The sequence below is a fragment of the Gemmatimonadaceae bacterium genome (genome assembly GCA_019637445.1).
GTDB lineage: Bacteria > Gemmatimonadota > Gemmatimonadetes > Gemmatimonadales > Gemmatimonadaceae > Pseudogemmatithrix.
Genome location: JAHBVS010000004.1, coordinates 39438 through 57196 on the forward strand (window position 1 = coordinate 39438; position 17759 = coordinate 57196).

Consider the following 17759-nt stretch of genomic DNA (forward strand, 5'->3'; position numbering starts at 1 on the left):
CAATGCTTGCCGAATCCCTCGCGCTGTCGGCCGCGCTCTTCACGATCGGTGTCATCGGCGTGCTCACGCGCCGCAACGCCATCATCATCTTCATGTGCGTCGAGCTGATGCTCAACGCCGTGAACCTGTCCTTCGTCTCGCTGAGCCAGCTCTACGGCGCCGCCGGCCAGGTGTTCGTGATCTTTACGATGACCGTCGCCGCCGCCGAGGCGGCCGTCGGGCTCGCGATCATCATCGCCATCTTCCGTCACCGCCAGTCGGTGAATCTTGAAGACATCAACCTGCTGAAGGGCTGATGGTCACCCAGTCCGAGCTCCCCTCGATGGGGCACCCCCTCGCGGACACCGTCGCGCGCTTCGCCTGGCTGCTGCTGGCGTTGCCGCTGCTGGGCTTTCTCGCCAACGGCTTCCTGTCGCTGCGCGCCGCGGCCAAGCCCGGCCCGGCCGATCCCACCAAGGCCTCCGAGCACCACGGCGACGATGCGCACGCGCACGACGCAGCCGGTGACCACGGCCACGATGCCCACGGCCACGACGACGGCCACCACGCGGTGCGCCATCCGGCCGCTGGCCTCGTCTCGCTGATCGGCCCCGGCGTGCTGCTGCTCTCGTTCGCCGTCGCCGTCGCGACGTTCCTGGCGATGAGCGGTGCGCACGCCGAGTCGCCCTACGTGCTCACGCTGTTCCAGTGGATGCCCACGGGAAAGCTGAACATCGACGTGGCGCTGCAGCTCGACCAGCTCTCGATGGTGATGGTCATGACCATCACCGGCGTCGGCTCGCTGATCCACATCTTCAGCGTCGGCTACATGCAGGACGATCCTGGGTACCCGCGCTACTTCGCGTACCTGAACCTGTTCGTCTTCTTCATGCTGCTGCTGGTGCTCGGCGCCTCCTACCCGCTGATGTTCGTCGGCTGGGAGGGCGTGGGGCTCTGCTCGTATCTGCTGATCGGGTTCTGGTTCCACGAGAAGGCCAACGCCGACGCCGGCAAGAAGGCCTTCATCGTGAACCGCATCGGCGACTTCGGCATGCTGGTCGCGATGTTCCTGATGTTCGCCAACTTCGGCACACTGTCGTTCGTGGGTGTCGAGGGCGCGGCGGCCCAGCTGGAGATGGGCTCGCTGGTGGCCACGGCCATCTGCCTCTTCCTCTTCCTCGGCGCCGCCGGCAAGAGCGCCCAGATGCCGCTCTACGTCTGGCTGCCCGATGCCATGGCCGGCCCGACGCCGGTCTCGGCGCTGATCCACGCCGCCACGATGGTGACGGCGGGCGTGTACCTCGTGGCGCGCAGCGGCACGCTGTTCTCGATGGCGCCGACCGCGCAGCTCACGGTGGCCTTCGTCGGTGCGCTGACGGCCGTGTTCGCCGCGACGATCGGCCTCAAGCAGTGGGACATCAAGAAGGTCCTCGCGTACTCCACCGTCTCGCAGCTCGGCTACATGTTCGTCGGCGTGGGCGTGGGCGCGTACACCGCGGGCGTCTTCCACCTGATGACGCACGCCTTCTTTAAGGCGCTGCTGTTCCTCGGCTCGGGCTCCGTGATCTACGCCATGCACCAGGCGTACCACGCGACGCACAACCACGAGGACGCGCAGGACATGCGCAACATGGGTGGGCTGCGGCATCACATGCCCATCACGTTCTATTTGATGTGGATCGCCACGTTGGCCATCGCGGGAATCCCGGTGTTCTCGGGCTTCTTCTCCAAGGACGAGATCCTCGCCTCGGTGTTCGCCCGCACGCACGGCTCCACGCTGGCCGAGGCCAGCTGGCTTGGCGTTCCTGGCAGCACGCTGCTCTACGTGATTTATGGGCTCGGCCTCGCGGCCGCGCTGATGACCGCGATCTACATGACGCGGATGATGCTCTACACCTTCCACGGCCCGAACCGGACGGGTGAGGCCGAGCGGCCGCACCTCAAGGAAGCGCCCTGGGTGATGACGGGCCCGCTGGTCGTGCTCGGCGTGCTGTCGTTGGCGGGCGGCTGGTTCAACCTGCCAATCATCACCGGCGGGGCGCTGGGCCCGGTCGAGGTGCTGCACCACTGGCTGGAGCCGGTGATCGGCCGCGCCGCGATGATTGTGACGATGGGCGAGGCGCCGCATCTCTCGCACTCCACGGAGTACGCGCTGATCGGTACGGCGGTGGCCATCGCCGTGATCGGCATTGCCTTCGCGGTGCTGCGCCTCAAGCCGGCCGCGCTGGTGCCGGCCAAGCAGGCGCCCGCCGAGGAAGGCATCGGCAAGGTGCTGAACAACAAGTGGTACGTGGACGAGGCCTACGACAAGGTCGTTGTCCAGCCGACGGTGGGCGTCTCGCGCACGCTGCTGTGGAAGGGCGTGGACACGGGCATCATCGACGGCTTGCTCGTGAATGGCAGTGCGCTGTTCGCCCGTGCGCTCGGCTGGTTCGGCGCGCAGGCGCAGTCCGGCCGCGTCGGCACCTACGCCTGGGTGCTGGTGCTCGGCGCGGTGATGGTCCTCAGCGCCTTCTCCTTCCTCTGATCCGACCGTGACCGCGCTTCTTGATTCCATCGGCTACAACGGCTGGATCCTCCCGGTCCTCCTCGGCCTTCCGCTCGCCGGCGCGCTGCTGCTGTTCGCGCGCGGCGGGAAGGGAACGCCCGAGGAGCGGATGGCCGCCGACCGTTCGCTGGCGCTCTGGCTGTTCATCGCCGAGGCCGTGCTCTCGCTGGGACTCTGGTGGTCCGTCGATGCGACGAGCCCTGACTGGCAGGCCGCGGTGAAGCTGCCTTGGATCCCACAGTGGGGCGTGACCTTCCACGTGGGGCTCGACGGCATCTCGATGATGCTGGTCCTGCTGACGACGCTGTTGATGCCGCTGGCAGTGCTAGGCGGCTGGACGTCCATTCGTGAGAAGACCAGCGCCTACTACGCGCTCCTGCTGATCCTCACCACGGGCATGCTCGGCGTCTTCATGGCGCTGGACCTCGTGCTCTTCTACGTGATGTGGGAAGTGATGCTGGTGCCGATGTACCTGATCATCGGTGTGTGGGGCGGGGCACGGCGGCTCTACGCCAGCCTCAAGTTCTTCCTCTACACGATGGTCGGCTCGCTGCTGATGCTCGTCGCGGTGATCTGGCTCGGCCTTGCCGCGCAGCGCGCGGGCGTGCCGAACTTCAGTTACGACGCCTTGCTCGAGCTCTCGCGCAACGGCAACTGGAACGGCTCGCTGTGGCTGTTCGGGGCCTTCGCCGTGGCCTTCGCCGTGAAGGTGCCGATGTTCCCCTTCCACACGTGGCTGCCGGACGCCCACGTGGAGGCGCCGACCGCCGGCTCGGTGATCCTGGCGGCGATCATGCTCAAGATGGGCACCTTCGGTTTCGTCCGATTCGCGCTCCCGCTGTTCCCGATGGCGGCGATGCACCCGACGGTACGCACGGTGATGCTGGTGCTGGCCGTCGTCGGCATCGTCTACGGCGCGCTGGTGGCGCTGGTGCAACCCGACTTCAAGAAGCTCGTGGCCTACTCGTCGGTGAGCCACCTGGGCTTCGTGATGCTCGGGCTCTTCGCGATGACCATCGAGAGCGTGCAGGGCGCGCTGGTGGTGACGATTTCGCACGGCGTGTCCACGGGCGCGCTGTTCCTCCTCATCGGCATGATCTATGAGCGGCGGCACACGCGGCTGGTGGATGACTTCGGCGGCATCGCCAAGGTGATGCCGGTGTTCGCCGTGTTCCTGACCATCGTCGCGCTCTCGAGCATCGGCGTGCCGGGCACCAACGGATTCGTGGGCGAGTTCCTCGTCCTCATCGGGTCCTTCCCGACGCAGCCGTACTACGCGTTCATCGCGGCCACCAGCGTGATCATCGCCGCGGCGTACCTGCTCTGGGCCGTGCAGCGCATCATCTACAACCCGCTGGTGAAGCCCGAGAACGAGAAGCTGCGCGGCATGGACCTCAACTGGCGCGAGATTGGGCTGCTGGTGCCGCTCGTCGCCGCGATCCTCTGGATTGGTGTGTATCCGAAGCCGATGCTGAACAAGACCGAGGCTGCCGCCGGCCGCCTCGTGCGGATGGTGGAGTCGGTGCGCACGGGCCCGGGCGGCGCGGACATTGCGAACCAGGGAGGGAACTGAGATGAGCTACGATCTCAGCGTGCCCGCCCAACTGCTCGCCGCGCTGCTGCCTGACCTGGTGCTGATGGTCGGCGCGATGGGCGTGATGCTCTTCGCCGCCATGCGGCACGACAGCGCCGCGCATCAGCGCTCGGTGGGCATCGCGTCCATGGGCCTGGTCGTCGCGACCATCGTCGCCGTGATCTACATGGCCCTGCGTGGCGATAGCGCCGGCGCTGGCGTCATTGCCGTCGATGGCTTCCGCTGGGCCGTCGACCTCGTGGTGCTGGTCGCCGCGCTGGGCACGATCGCCCTCGGCATTGAGTACAACGACCGGGAGGGCATCACGCACGGCGAGTTCCACGTGCTCGTGCTCTTTGCGGCCGCCGGCATGATGGTACTCGGCGCCGCCCGTGACCTGATGGTGCTCTTCCTGGGCATCGAGATCATGTCGGTGGCGGTGTACGTGCTCGCCGGCCTCAACCGCCGCAGCCCGCGTTCGGCCGAGGCGGCGCTCAAGTACTTCCTGCTCGGCGCCTTTGCGACGGGCTTCATGCTCTACGGCATCGCCCTCGTGTATGGCGCGACCGGCGCGACGCAGTTCGCGGCCATCGGCTCACGGATCGCCGGCTACGGCCTGCTCGGGCATCCGATGCTGCTGGTTGGCATCGGCCTGCTGACGGTTGGTCTGGGCTTCAAGGTCGCGGCCGTGCCGTTCCATATGTGGGCTCCGGACGTCTACGACGGCGCGCCGACGCCGATCACCGCGTTCATGGCCGCGGCGGTGAAGGCTGCGGCCTTCGCGGCCTTCGCGCGCATCTGGTACGAGTGCTTCCAGATGCCGGTCGAGGCCTGGGCGCCGGCGCTGTGGTGGATCGCCGTCGTGACGATGGTCGTGGGCAACGTGGTGGCCCTGCAGCAGCAGAACCTCAAGCGGATGCTCGCCTACTCGAGCATCGTGCACTCGGGCTATCTCATCGTGGCCGTGCTCGCCAACTCGGCGCTCGGCTCCTCCGCTTTCGTGTTCTACGTGCTGGCGTACACGCTCGCGACCTTTGGGGCCTTTGGCGTGTTGAGCGCGGTGCAGCGTGGTGGTGATCGTCCGCCGATGATGGCGGATGTCGCCGGCCTCTGGCACGTGCGTCCCTGGCTCGCCGTGGGAATGGGTGTGTTCCTGCTTGCGCTGCTTGGCTTCCCGGTCTTCGGTGGGCTTGGCTTCTTCGCGAAGTGGTATCTGGTCCGTGCCGCGCTCAGTTCCACGCTCGACCTCAATGCATTGGCCGTGATTCTCGTGGTCACCTCGGTGATTTCCGCGGGCTACTATCTCCAGGTCGTGCGCGTGATGTTCATGCAGCCGCGTGCGGAAGACGCACCGGAGGTGCCGGTGGCCGGAGCATTCACGCGCGCGGTGCTGGTCGCCGCCGCGGCCGTGATCCTGTTCTTTGGGCTGTATCCGACGCCGCTCGCCACCTGGAGCCAGTCGGCGGCCTTCCCGACGTATGCTGAATCCGCGCGCGCGGCCGCCATGGTGGACGGCGGCGGCGCCTCGCGCTAGGCGCAGGACTCGTCAATGATCGCGGCCGGAATTTTTCGCCAGTACGACATTCGTGGCGTCGTCGGCAAGGACCTAACGACCGAGGCAGCCGAGGCCATCGGCCGCGCCTACGCGGTGATCCTCGCGGAGCGGGGCATTTCGGGCGCCGTCGCCGTGGGCCGCGACAACCGTCCGAGCGGTGTGGCGCTGCGTGATGCCCTCGTGAAGGGGATGACCGAGAGCGGACTCGATGTCATTGACGTCGGTGTCGTGCCGACACCGCTGCTCTACTGGTCGCTGCATCATCTCCCGGTCGTGGCGGGCATCCAGATCACGGGCTCGCACAACCCGCCTGAGTACAACGGCTTCAAGTGCTGCATCGGCCACGGCTCGCTGCACGGGGAGGGCATCCAGCGCTTGAGGGCCATTATCGAAGGCGGCAAGTTCCGCAGCGGCCGCGGCCAGGTCTCCAGTGAGCAGGTCGTTGAGCGCTACGTGGCCGACATCGTCGCCCGCATCGGCCCGCTGCCGAAGGATCTCAAGGTCGTGATCGACTGTGGGAATGGTGTCGGGGCCGTGGTGGCACCCACGCTGTTTCCCGCGCTGGGCATCACGCCCACCTGGCTGTTCGAGGAGAGCGATGGCAGCTTCCCGAACCACCATCCCGATCCCACTGTCGTCGAGAACCTGCAGGACCTGATCCGCACGGTGCGCGAGACGGGCAGCGAGCTCGGCATCGGCTTCGACGGCGACGCCGACCGCATCGGCATCGTGGATGGCGAAGGCACGATCATCTGGGGCGATTACCTGCTGCTGCTCTACGCCCGCGACGTGCTCGCGCGCACCGGCAAGGGCCAGTCGATCATCTTCGACGTGAAGTGCTCGCAGGCGTTGCCCGACGGCATCGAGAAGGCCGGTGGCAAGCCCGTGATGTGGAAGACGGGACACTCCCTCATCAAGGAGAAGATGAAGGAGCTCAAGGCTCCCATCGCCGGCGAGATGTCGGGCCACATGTTCTTCACGGAAGGCTTCTATGGCCACGACGACGCGCTCTACGCGGCTGCGCGGCTGCTGCGCATCGTGGCGGACGCCAAGAAGCCGGTCGCCGAGCTCCTCGCCGACGTGCCCCGTTTCGTCTCCACGCCGGAGATGCGCGTGGACTGCCCCGACGACCGCAAGGAGATCGTGACGCAGTTGGCGCTGGAGCACTTCCGGCAGAAGTATCCCGTGAGCGACGTCGACGGCGTCCGCATCCTGTTCGACGGCGGCTGGGGCCTGATCCGCAGTTCCAACACGCAGCCGATCCTGGTGATGCGTTTCGAGGCCTCGAGCGAGGCCCGGCTTGCCGAGCTGCGCGCCGAGGTCGAGGGCTGGCTGGCGACGCAGGGCGTCACGGTCGGAGCCTCGTCGGGCCACTGAGATGAGCGGCCGCTCCCGGCGCGGCCTGCTCGCATTTGTGCTCGGGGGCGCCCTGGCGCTCCTTGCCGGCCGCTGGGCCGCCGGCCTCTACGCCGAACGCGCGTTCTTTCATGCGCTGGGTCTCCACGGCATCTGGCACGCCAAGGTGACCACACTCACCGTGCTCGGCTTCGGCACGTTCCTCGTCGCGGGGCTGTTCGCCTTCGCCAATCTCTACGCGGTTCGGCAATCCATCGTGTCGCTGGTGCTCCCGCGACAGGTGGGTGACCTCGAACTCGCCGAGGCCATCCCCACCGCGCGCCTGACGATCGTCGCCATCGTGCTCTCCGTGGCCATCGCGGCGCTGTTTGCCTTGTTGCCGCACGACTGGCATCGCGCACTGCTGGCCTGGGATGGCGTGTCGTTCGGGGAGCGCGAGCCATATCTCGAGCGCGACCTGGGCTTCTATGTGGCTTGGCTGCCGTTCGAGCGCGCCGTGCAGGAGCGGGTGCTGCTGGCGAGCGTGGGCGTGGGGATGCTGGCCTGCGTGCTGTATGCGCTGACGCCGAGCGTGCGCTGGGGACCGAGTGGCCTCTACGTCTCCACCTGGGTGCGGCGCCATCTTTCCGCGCTGGCGGGGCTGCTCGTGCTGCTCGTCGGCTGGGACTGGCGCCTGGATCGCTACGAGCGTCTTGCGGATGGTTCGGGCGTCACGCAGTTGGCAGAGGCGGCGGGATTGTTCACGCTCTTCGACCACCGTATCGCGCAGCCGTATCTGGCGGTGGCGTCGTTTGCGAGCATCCCGGTGGCGGCGGTGCTCGTCTGGGCGGGCTGGCGCGGCTACCTGCGCCTGGGCCTCGCGCTGCTCTCGGCGCTGATCCTGGGCGGCCCGATGGCCTCGGCGCTGCTGCCTGCGGTGGCTAAGCGCACGCTCGCACGCCCGGCCTCGCAGCGCTTGGAGCGTTCGTACGTCACCACCTCCGCGCTGTTCACGCGGCGCGCCTTTGGTGTGGATGCGATTGCCGGTGGCGACACCGTCGTGGTGCCGAGCCTGGCGCTGCGCGATCTGGCCACGCAGGTCAGCGCGTGGGACCCCGCGGCGTTGGCTGCGCTGGACGAGCGCGCGGGTGCTCCTGCCATCATCTCCTGGCGTGCGGCCGCTGCGGGGCTAGAGGCCCTACGGCTCACGCCGGGATCCCCGGCGGGAGTGGCGGCTCAGGACTGGAGCGGCGATGCCTGGACGGCCGCTGCGGCTGACGAGGCCGGACGTCCGTATCTCGCGCCCGGCATCGTGGGCGCGCGACTGCGCCACGTGGTGGTGTCTCCGGGTGCCGGTGCCTTTGCCGTCGTGCCCGACTCGAGCAGCGTGATCCGCGCGCCCGCGTTCGCGTCCACGCTCGACCGACTCGCGCTGGCCTGGGACCTCCAGGATCCGCGTCTACTGTTCCGGGACCTTCCGTCGCCGCGCCCAGTGCTGGTCACGCCGCGCGATGTCCGTGCTCGCCTTCGACGGGCGCTTCCGTTCCTCGCCGCCGGTCCGACCATCACGCCGCTGGTGCGGGGCGACTCGCTGTACTGGGTCGTGGATCTGTTCGTCGCAGCGAGGCGCTACCCGCTCAGCCAGCCGGTCACGGCGGATGGTGCCGCCGTGCACTACGCCCAGTTGGCGGCCACGGCCTTCGTGCACGCGCAGACCGGCGGTATCACCACGGTCCCGGTCGACGCGCCCGACCCCGTGCTCCGGCAGTGGATGCAGCGCTTTCCGGACGCCTTCACGCCGCTCGCCGGAGCGCCGGGTTGGATGCGAACGCAGCGGCCACCCTCGGTGGACCGCACGCGGATCCAGGGCGCGGCCCTGGCGCGCGTGGGTTTCCAGCGCGACAGCGTCGCGACGCGCCGCCTCGCGCGCCCCGATGACGCCGACGTCGACCTGGCCGAAGGCGCACCCAGCTTCTTCCAGTATGACAGTGTTGGCACGCTGGGCTGGGCCGTGCCGCTGGACCTCCCGCGTGACGGGCGCACCTTGGGGCTGCTAATCTCGCGAGGTGGGCCAGAGCGCCGCACGGAGTATCTCGCGTCGCCAGGTCCGAGCTGGACGGCAATGCTCGAACGCCTGCAGCGTGCGGCGGACGAGGCCGGGTTCGGCCGTACGCTGCCGGCGATGCGCCGAGGGCGTGTGCAGGCGATCCCGGTCGACGGCAGCCTGGCGCTGGTGCAGTCGTACTACGCGTGGCCGGATGACGATGAGCCGCGGTTGGCAGGTGTCGTGGTTTTGGTCGGCGATAGCGTGCGTGCGGGTCGCACGCTCGCCGAAACACTGGGGATGCGCGTGACCGGTCGGCCAATGGCGCCGGACGCGTTCCGCGAGCGCGTCGCACGCCTCTACGACGCCATGCAGTCCGCCTTGCGGGCCGGAGACTGGCGCGCGTACGGTGATGCCTGGGCTGCCCTAGGCTCGCTGCTGCGACGCTAGCTCAGAACTGAGCGAACGCTTTTGGGTTTGGAGCGTATGCATGTCGTCTCCCAGGTGATTGGTGGACGCTTGCATACAAACCCTGACCCCGTTCATGCCGCGCCGCAGCACCGGCTCGACTTCACGCCGTTCATTTCTGCAGCAGGCCACGGCCTCCGCCGCGGCCTTTGCCCTCGCGCCCTCATTGGGCCAGGGTGGTGACGCGCCTGCGCCCGTGCGCGTATCCGCCGCCGCAAGCCTCGACAACGAACTGCACGAAGTCACGCTGAGCACGCTGTCGGAGGCGATGTCCACGGGCCGGAAGACGTCGCGCAGCATCACCGAGCTGTACCTCAAGGCCATTCGGGAAATTGATCGCGACGGACCGCGCCTCAATTCCGTCATCGAGCTCAACCCCGACGCGCTGGCCGAAGCCACGCGGCTGGACGAGGAACGCGAGGGACGGGGGGCGCGCAGCAAGCTGCACGGTATCCCGATCCTGCTGAAGGACAACATCGGGACGGCCGACCGCATGCGCACCAGCGCCGGCTCGCTGGCCCTCGCGGACTATCACCCCTCCGAGGATGCGCACGTCGTGCAGCGGCTGCGCGACGCCGGCTGCGTGCTGATCGGCAAGGCGAACATGAGCGAGTGGGCGGGCGCGCGCGGCTCGAGTGCCATCGTCGGCTGGAGCGGGCGCGGCGGACAGACCTGTAACCCCTACGCCCTGGACCGGAGCCCGGGAGGATCCAGCTCCGGCACGGCAGCCGCCGTGTCGGCGAGCTTCGCCGCGGCCGCGGTCGGGACGGAAACGATGGGGTCCATCGTCAGCCCATCGTCGCTGTGCGGTATCGTGGGGATGAAGCCGACGGTTGGACTGGTGAGTCGCAGCGGAATCATTCCCGTCTCGTTCACGCAGGACACGGCCGGGCCGATGGCGCGCACGGTGCGGGATGCCGCGATGCTTCTGACGGTGATGGCGGGGCCGGATCCGGCGGATGCCTCGACCGTTGAGGCCGGTGAGCGCCGGCAGGACTACACCGCGGTCCTCGACCCCGACGGATTGCGTGGCGCGCGCATCGGCGTCGCGCGCAACCTCTTTGGTCTCAGTGCGCACGCGGACCGCGCCGCGAACCTCGCGTTGGCGCACCTGCGGGCCGGCGGGGCGACGTTGGTCGACCCCGTGGAGATCGCCACGGCCCCCGGCATCTGGACCTTCGACGCCGAAGTGCTGTCATACGAGCTCAAGGCCTCGCTGGACGCCTACCTCAAATCGGCGGACCCGAGTGCGCCGGTCCGCTCACTGGCGGATGTGATCGCGTTCAATACGCGCAACCGCGACCGCGAGATGATGTGGTTCGCGCAGGAGACCTTCGAGTACGCGCAGACCAAGGGCCCGCTGACGGACCCCGAGTACCAGCACGCGCTGGCGCTGGTGCGGAAGATGTCGCGCACGGATGGAATCGACGCCACGCTGCGCCGGCACCGGCTCGACGCCATCGTCGCGCCGACGCAGTCGCCGGCTTGGCTCACGGACAACCTGCTCGGCGACAATACGATGCTTGGTAGCTTCGTGACGCCGGCGGCGGCCGGGTACCCGAGTCTGACCGTTCCCTGCGGCGACGTCTCGGGCCTGCCGGTGGGCCTGCTCTTCATTGGGACGGCGTTCAGCGAGGCGACATTGCTACGCCTCGGTTTTGCGTTCGAGCAGCGGGCGCAGGCGCGCCGCGCGCCGACGTTCCTCGAGACGATTCAGCTGCGGGGCTAGGGCGGGAAATCGCCGGGCGCGGCTACCAGAGGGCGGGGGGAAGAACGTATCTTTCACGGCTGTCCCCCCTCTTTTGGAGACGTAGTGAACATTCACGAATACCAAGCGAAGGAGATCCTCCGCGGCTACGGCGTCCCGATTCCCCCCGGGGAAGTGGCGACCACGCCGGCCGATGCCGAGGCAATCGCGACCAAGTACGGCACGGCCGTGATGGTCAAGGCGCAGGTCCACGCCGGCGGCCGCGGCAAGGCGGGCGGCGTGAAGTTCTGCAAGACGCCGGCTGATGCGAAGGCCAAGGCCACCGACATCCTCGGGATGCAGATCAAGGGCCTCACCGTCGAGAAGGTGCTGGTGACGGTCGCCGCCGACATCGGCAGCGAGGCGTATGTGGGCATCATCGTCGACCGCGCGACCAAGAAGCCGGTGTTCATGGTGTCCGCTGCGGGCGGCATCGACATCGAGGAAGTCGCCGCCAAGACGCCCGAGAAGATCCTCTACGTGCCCGTGGACGTGCGCTATGGCCTGCCGAACTATGACGCCATGCGCATGGGCTTCTTCCTCTACGAGGACGTGAAGCAGGCCCGCGCCGCGGCCAAGATCATGCAGCAGCTCTATGCCGCCTTCATGGCCGCTGGCTGCTCGCTGGCTGAGATCAACCCGCTGGTCGTCACGCCGCAGGGCGAGCTGATCGCCGTGGACGGCAAGATGGTGATCGACGACAACGAGCTCGACCGCAGGCCGGAGATCGAGAAGCTGCGCGACGTGAGCTCCGAGGAGCCCTCCGAGGTGGATGCGCGCAACTCGAACCTCACCTTCATCAAGCTCGACGGCGACGTCGGCTGCGTGGTGAACGGCGCCGGCCTCGCCATGGCCACGATGGACCTGGTGAAGTACTACGGCGGCGAGCCGGCCAACTTCCTCGACATCGGTGGGTCGTCGAACCCGGAGAAGGTCGTGAACGCGCTGCGCATCATCACGGCCGACCCGAACGTGAAGGCAATCCTGTTCAACATCTTCGGCGGCATCACACGCACCGATGACGTGGCCAACGGCATCGTCACGGCGACCAAGGCGAACCCGCTCAAGGTGCCGATCGTGATCCGCCTGACGGGCACCAACGAGGAAATCGCGATGCAGATCCTGAAGGACAACGGCTTCTCCGCGTCCAGCGACATGGACGAGGCGGTGCAGGCGGCCGTGAAGCTCGCGAAGGGAGGAAAGGCCGCGTGAGCGTCTTCATCGACAAGAACACCAAGCTGGTGGTGCAGGGCATCACGGGCCGCGACGGCTCGTTCCACGCCAAGCAGATGATGGAGTACGGCACCCAGGTCGTCGCCGGCGTGACGCCGGGCAAGGGCGGCCAGAAGTTCGAGGGCACGGTGCCGATCTTCAACACGGTCGCCGACGCCGTGAAGGAGACGGGCGCGAACACCAGCGTCATCTACGTGCCGCCGCCGTTCGCCGCCGACGCGATCATGGAAGCTGCCGCCTCCGGCGTCAGCCTGGTCGTCTGCATCACGGAAGGCGTGCCGGTGCTCGACATGACGAAGGTCTATCCCTTCGTGAAGGAGCGCGGCGTCCGCCTCATCGGTCCGAACTGCCCTGGCCTCATCACGCCGGGCGCCAGCAAGGTCGGCATCATCCCCGGCCGCATCTGCACCCCGGGCCCGGTGGGCGTGGTCTCGCGCTCAGGCACGTTGACCTACGAAGTGGTCTACCAGCTCACCCGCGCGGGCATCGGCCAGACGACCTGCGTCGGCATCGGCGGCGACCCGATCAACGGCACGAACTTCATCGATTGCCTCGAGGCCTTCGAGAAGGACCCGGCCACCAAGGCCGTGGCGATGATGGGCGAGATCGGCGGCACGGACGAGCAGGAGGCTGCCGAGTTCGTCAAGAAGCACATGAAGAAGCCGGTCGTGGGCTTCATCGCGGGCCAGACCGCTCCCCCGGGCCGTCGCATGGGCCACGCGGGTGCGATCATCTCCGGTTCGTCGGGCACGGCTGCCGAGAAGCTCGAGGCGTTCGCTGCCGCTGGCATGGGTGTGGCGAAGCGGCCGATGGACTTCGTGGAGCTGATCAAGGCGCGGCTGAAGTAGGGCTTCAGGCTTCGTGGAAGGGCTGGGAACGGCTGTTTACCACGGAGACACGGAGACCACGGAGAACTGCGGGCGCGCGATGTGCTCCGTGTCTTCTTCAAGTGATTTCTTAAGGGGGCGCGGCGGACAAATCTGTCCGCCGCGTCCCCTTAGAAGTTGCTGTTGGGAGTAGGCACTGAGGCCTCCGACCCGTCCCGACAACCTCCGTGTCTCCGTGTCTCCGTGGTAAAAAACTTCGCCACCCCGAACCCTGCCTTAGGTCAGTTATCCAACTATCTTTACAGGCTAAGTCAGACCCAAACCGAGAAGAGACAAGTGCCCCTGAACTACACCTTCAGCATCATCAAGCCCGACGCCTTCAACACGGGCAAGGCCGGCAAGATCATCGCCCACCTCGAAGGCCAAGGCTTCAAGCTCAAGGCCGCGCGCGTGATGCAGCTCTCCAAGAAGCAGGCCGAGGAGTTCTACGCCGTGCACCGCGGCCGGCCGTTCTACGCCGAGCTCGTCGAGTTCATGAGCTCCGCCCCCTGCATGCCGTTCGTCGTCGAGCGCGAGAATGCCGTCCACGCCCTGCGTGAGGCCATTGGCGCCACCGACCCGGCCGAGGCCGCTGCCGGGACCGTCCGGAAGCTCTACGCCGAGTCCAAGGGCAAGAACGCCATCCACGCCTCGGACTCCGACGAGAACGCCGTGCGTGAGGCCCGCTTCTTCTTCGCCGAAGCCGACGCCCTCTAAGTGCGCTGACCACAGCGAGTTGCCCAGTTGACCCTAGGGCCTCGTTTCAGTTAGCTTTCAACGTTATGCTCGCGTTCTCCATTCGCACCCTCGCCGAGGGGGCGGTCCACGTTGATGCGGACCTTCCTGCCGACGATTCCGTGTGGATGGCGGGCGATGTCCGCCCCGTAAAGGGCGTCCGCGTCACGGGGCGTCTGAGCGGTGCGGGGCAGGGTCGGTACTACTTCAGCGGCACGTTCCACGGGACGGCCGCCGGCGAGTGCAGACGCTGCCTGGTGCCGGTGGAGTTCGAGGTGCGGAACGAGGCGCACCTGATCTACGCCGACGCCGACGATGAGAACGCCGACGAGCCCGATGTCTACCCGATTGGGGAGCACGGGACCGAAGTCGATCTCCGCGCTGCGATCCGCGAGCAGTGGTTGTTGGATGCGTCCGGCCTTCCGTTGTGCCGCCCCGACTGCAAGGGGCTCTGTCCGACCTGTGGGGCCGAACTCAATGCTGGACCCTGCGCCTGCCAGCCGGCGGCCGTGGGCACGAAGTCCTGATTCCGATTCTTCGCATTTTCCACTAGCAGACCCGAGACTCCGATGGCCGTCCCGAAGCGCCGTACCTCCAAGCGCAAGAAGCGCGCGCGCAACACCCACAAGGTGGCGCCCAAGATCAACATCCAGGCCTGCCCGAAGTGCGGCGCCTCCAAGCGCCCGCACCACGTGTGTGAGGAGTGCGGGTTCTATGCTGGTGAGCAGCGGGTCGCGGCGCGCGAAGCGTAATGGCTCGCATCGCGCTGGACGCGATGGGGGGCGATCACGCGCCCCAGGCACCCATCGCGGCGGCACTGCTCGCCGCCGCTGAACTCGGCGCGCAGCACACAATCCAACTCGTCGGCCAGGAGTCCGTCGTTCGCGACGAACTGGCCAAGCAACTCGCCGGCGCCTCGCCCTTGATGGTCGAGGCGGCGGCGCGTTTCGAGTTTGTGGACGCGCCCGAGGTCATTCTCATGACCGACAAGCCGTCCGTCGCCATCCGCGGCAAGCCCAAGTCCTCGATGGCCCTCGGCCTGCGCCTGCAGACCGAAGGAAAGAGCGACGCCTTTGTCTCGGCCGGCAACACCGGCGCGCAGATGGCCGCCTCGGTGTTCATCCTGCGCCTGCACGAGGGGCTCGAGCGTCCGGCTATCGGCACCGTGTTCCCCACGGCCAAGAATCCCGTGGTCGTGCTGGACTCCGGCGCCAACGTCGACTGCTCGCCCGAGGAACTGGTGAACTTCGCCAACCTTGGGCACGTCTACGCCAAGGACATCCTGCGGCGCGAGAACCCCGCCATCGGACTGCTGTCGATTGGCGAGGAGGCGGAGAAGGGCAACGCCGCCGTCAAGGAGGCGCACCAGTTGCTGCTCAAGAGCGGCCTCAACTTCCTCGGCAACATCGAGGGTCGCGACATCCCGATGGGTGCCTGCGACCGCGGCCCCATCGACGTCGTTGTCTGCGATGGATTCACCGGAAACGTGCTGCTCAAGTTCTACGAGTCGGTCGCCCCGATGCTCTTCGGCATGCTGATGAAGGCTGGCGTGACCAAGGAACAGGTCGCCGGCGCTGCGTCGATGCTCGACTACGCCAAGTACGGCGGTGCGCCGCTGCTCGGCGTGAAGGGCGTGAGCATCATTTGCCACGGCAAGTCCAGCCCCGAGGCCATCAAGAACGGCATCCTCGCCGGCTTGCGGGCCCACGAGTCCAAGATGAGCTCGCATATCGGCGAGCGCGTGCAGGGGGCCGAATGAAGCGTCCATACGCCATGCTGACGGCCACCGCGCACGCGGTGCCGAAGCGCGCGTTCCACAACGACGACTTCGCGTCGATCGGCGTGGAGACGAACGACGAGTGGATCCGCGAACGCACGGGCATCCGTCAGCGCTACGTGGCGGGTGAGGGCGAGAGCCTCACTTCGCTGTCCACCGCGGCGGCGCGCGAGGCCATGGAGGCCGCGGGCGTCACCGCCGCCGAGCTGGATGCGATCATCCTCGGCACCGCGAGCCCCGACCGCCTGCTGCCGGCCACCGCAGTCGAGGTGCAGGCCGCACTCGGCGCCACCCGCGCGGTCGCCTTCGACATCGACTCCGCCTGCTCTGGTTGGCTCTACGGCGTGCAGGTCGCCGAGGGTTTGATCGCCACGGGCGGCTACGAGACGATCCTGGTCATCGGTGGCGAGGTGCTGAGCCGCATCATCAACTGGAAGGACCGCAACACCTGCGTGCTCTTCGGCGACGGCTCGGGTGCGACCATCGTCAAGAAGGCCACGAAGGGTCGCGGCATCCTCTCGGCGTATATGCGCTCTGACGGCACGCTGGCCGACCTGCTGCAGCGCCCGAAGGGTGCCGGCTACGCCCCGATGACGGCCGAGATCCTCGCCGAGGGCTCGCACTTCATCACGATGGCCGGACGCGAGGTGTTCAAGAACGCCGTGCGTTCGATGGCCGACGCGGCGGACCGCGCGCTGGATGGCGCCAAGCTCTCGGCGAACGACATCGACATCATGATCCCGCACCAGGCGAACATCCGGATCATCGAGGCGACGGCGAAGCACGCCAGCATCCCGATGGAGAAGGTGTTCGTGAACGTCGACAAGTACGGCAATACGTCGGCGGCGTCGATCCCCATCGCGCTCAGCGAGGCCATGAAGCAGGGGGTGGTGAAGGAGGGCACGACGGTGATGTTCGTGGCCTTCGGCGCCGGATTCACCTGGGGTTCGATGGTGGTGCGCTTCTGATGATCCTCCTCTTTCCGGGGCAGGGATCGCAGAAGCCGGGGATGGCCAAGGACCTGGCCGCCGCATTTCCCGCGGCCAAGGATGTCTTCGAACGCGCCAACGCGGCGCTTGGCGTGGACCTCGCGACCTTGGCCTTCGAGGGCCCGGCCGACGAGCTGACGCTCACGCACAACGCACAGCCGGCGCTGCTGGCGCACGGCGCGGCGGTCTGGGCGGTGGTGAAGGACAAGGTCGCGACCACGACGCAGGGCGCCGCCGGCCACTCGCTGGGCGAGTTCTCGGCGTACCACGCGGCGGGCGCGCTCTCGCTGGAGGATGCGCTCAAGCTCGTGCGGCGTCGCGGTGAGCTGATGCTGGCGACGGGGCGCGACGTGCCGGGCGCGATGGCCGCCATCCTTGGCGAGACCTCGCGCACGATCGAGGAGATCTGCCGTGATGCGTCTGACGCGGGAGCGGTGGTGCCCGCGAACTACAACGCGCTCGAGCAGATCGTGATCTCGGGTGAGGTCGCGGCCGTGGAGAAGGCGATGGAACTCGCCAAGGCCGCTGGTGCCAAGCGTGCGGTGCGCTTGCCCGTGAGCGGCGCCTTCCACAGCCCGTTGATGCAGCCTGCCGCCGCCGGCCTCAAGGAAGCACTGGACGCCGCCAAGTGGCGCGACCCATCGGTTCCCGTCTGGAGCAACGTCACGGCGGAAGCCATTGGCGATAGCGCGACGGCGCGCCAACTGTTGCATCAGCAGCTGACCTCGCCTGTGCGCTGGGTCGAGGTCGTGCGCAACATGGCCGCCCGTAACCCTGGCACCACATTCGTGGAGATGGGCCCCGGCGCCGTGCTGAGCGGTCTGGTGAAGCGCCTGGCGCCGGACTGCAAGACAATGACCTGCGGCACCGTGGCCGAGGTCGAGGCCCTGCTGGCTATGTAGGGCGGCCT

General features: G+C 67.7%; 15 protein-coding genes. All 15 read left to right on the forward strand.

What is annotated here, in order from left to right:
- Window positions 1-2 precede the first annotated feature (2 nt).
- The 15 genes from nuoK to fabD all read left to right on the forward strand — a co-directional run bounded on the left by nuoK (window position 3) and on the right by fabD (window position 17751).
- Entirely contained in the window at window positions 3-296 is a 294-nt protein-coding gene (gene nuoK, locus KF709_14585; protein MBX3175631.1) for an NADH-quinone oxidoreductase subunit NuoK, read from the forward strand.
- Window positions 296-2506: an NADH-quinone oxidoreductase subunit L gene (gene nuoL / locus KF709_14590; GenBank protein ID MBX3175632.1), complete on the forward strand. Its 2211-nt coding sequence runs from the start codon at window positions 296-298 to the stop codon at window positions 2504-2506. The genes nuoK and nuoL overlap by 1 nt, the downstream gene beginning before the upstream one ends.
- A 7-nt stretch (window positions 2507-2513) precedes the next feature.
- The gene (locus KF709_14595) at window positions 2514-4100 is read left to right on the forward strand and encodes an NADH-quinone oxidoreductase subunit M (protein ID MBX3175633.1); all 1587 of its coding nucleotides are present in this window, start codon (window positions 2514-2516) and stop codon (window positions 4098-4100) included.
- A 1-nt stretch (window position 4101) separates the two neighbouring features.
- The gene (locus KF709_14600; GenBank protein ID MBX3175634.1) at window positions 4102-5634 is read left to right on the forward strand and encodes an NADH-quinone oxidoreductase subunit N; all 1533 of its coding nucleotides are present in this window, start codon (window positions 4102-4104) and stop codon (window positions 5632-5634) included.
- Window positions 5635-5649: 15 nt separating this feature from the next.
- Complete coding sequence (locus KF709_14605) at window positions 5650-7032, forward strand: phosphomannomutase/phosphoglucomutase (protein ID MBX3175635.1); 1383 nt, start codon at window positions 5650-5652, stop codon at window positions 7030-7032.
- A 1-nt stretch (window position 7033) separates the two neighbouring features.
- Window positions 7034-9484: a UPF0182 family protein gene (locus KF709_14610; GenBank protein MBX3175636.1), complete on the forward strand. Its 2451-nt coding sequence runs from the start codon at window positions 7034-7036 to the stop codon at window positions 9482-9484.
- A 94-nt stretch (window positions 9485-9578) separates the two neighbouring features.
- Window positions 9579-11231 (forward strand): amidase, encoded by a 1653-nt coding sequence (locus KF709_14615; GenBank protein ID MBX3175637.1) that lies wholly within the window; start codon window positions 9579-9581, stop codon window positions 11229-11231.
- A gap of 84 nt (window positions 11232-11315) precedes the next feature.
- Window positions 11316-12461 (forward strand): ADP-forming succinate--CoA ligase subunit beta, encoded by a 1146-nt coding sequence (gene sucC / locus KF709_14620; GenBank protein MBX3175638.1) that lies wholly within the window; start codon window positions 11316-11318, stop codon window positions 12459-12461.
- Window positions 12458-13330, forward strand: coding sequence for a succinate--CoA ligase subunit alpha (sucD, locus tag KF709_14625; protein ID MBX3175639.1), 873 nt, complete (start codon window positions 12458-12460; stop codon window positions 13328-13330). The genes sucC and sucD overlap by 4 nt, the downstream gene beginning before the upstream one ends.
- Window positions 13331-13645: 315 nt before the next feature.
- Complete coding sequence (gene ndk / locus KF709_14630) at window positions 13646-14065, forward strand: nucleoside-diphosphate kinase (GenBank protein ID MBX3175640.1); 420 nt, start codon at window positions 13646-13648, stop codon at window positions 14063-14065.
- Window positions 14066-14130: 65 nt separating this feature from the next.
- Entirely contained in the window at window positions 14131-14610 is a 480-nt protein-coding gene (locus KF709_14635; protein ID MBX3175641.1) for a DUF177 domain-containing protein, read from the forward strand.
- A 42-nt stretch (window positions 14611-14652) separates the two neighbouring features.
- Window positions 14653-14835, forward strand: a complete 183-nt coding sequence (rpmF, locus tag KF709_14640) for a 50S ribosomal protein L32 (GenBank protein ID MBX3175642.1) — start codon at window positions 14653-14655, stop codon at window positions 14833-14835.
- The gene (gene plsX / locus KF709_14645; protein MBX3175643.1) at window positions 14835-15842 is read left to right on the forward strand and encodes a phosphate acyltransferase PlsX; all 1008 of its coding nucleotides are present in this window, start codon (window positions 14835-14837) and stop codon (window positions 15840-15842) included. Before rpmF ends, plsX begins: the two co-directional genes overlap by 1 nt.
- Complete coding sequence (locus tag KF709_14650) at window positions 15839-16828, forward strand: ketoacyl-ACP synthase III (GenBank protein ID MBX3175644.1); 990 nt, start codon at window positions 15839-15841, stop codon at window positions 16826-16828. Before plsX ends, KF709_14650 begins: the two co-directional genes overlap by 4 nt.
- Window positions 16828-17751 (forward strand): ACP S-malonyltransferase, encoded by a 924-nt coding sequence (gene fabD / locus KF709_14655; GenBank protein ID MBX3175645.1) that lies wholly within the window; start codon window positions 16828-16830, stop codon window positions 17749-17751. The genes KF709_14650 and fabD overlap by 1 nt, the downstream gene beginning before the upstream one ends.
- Window positions 17752-17759 lie beyond the last annotated feature (8 nt).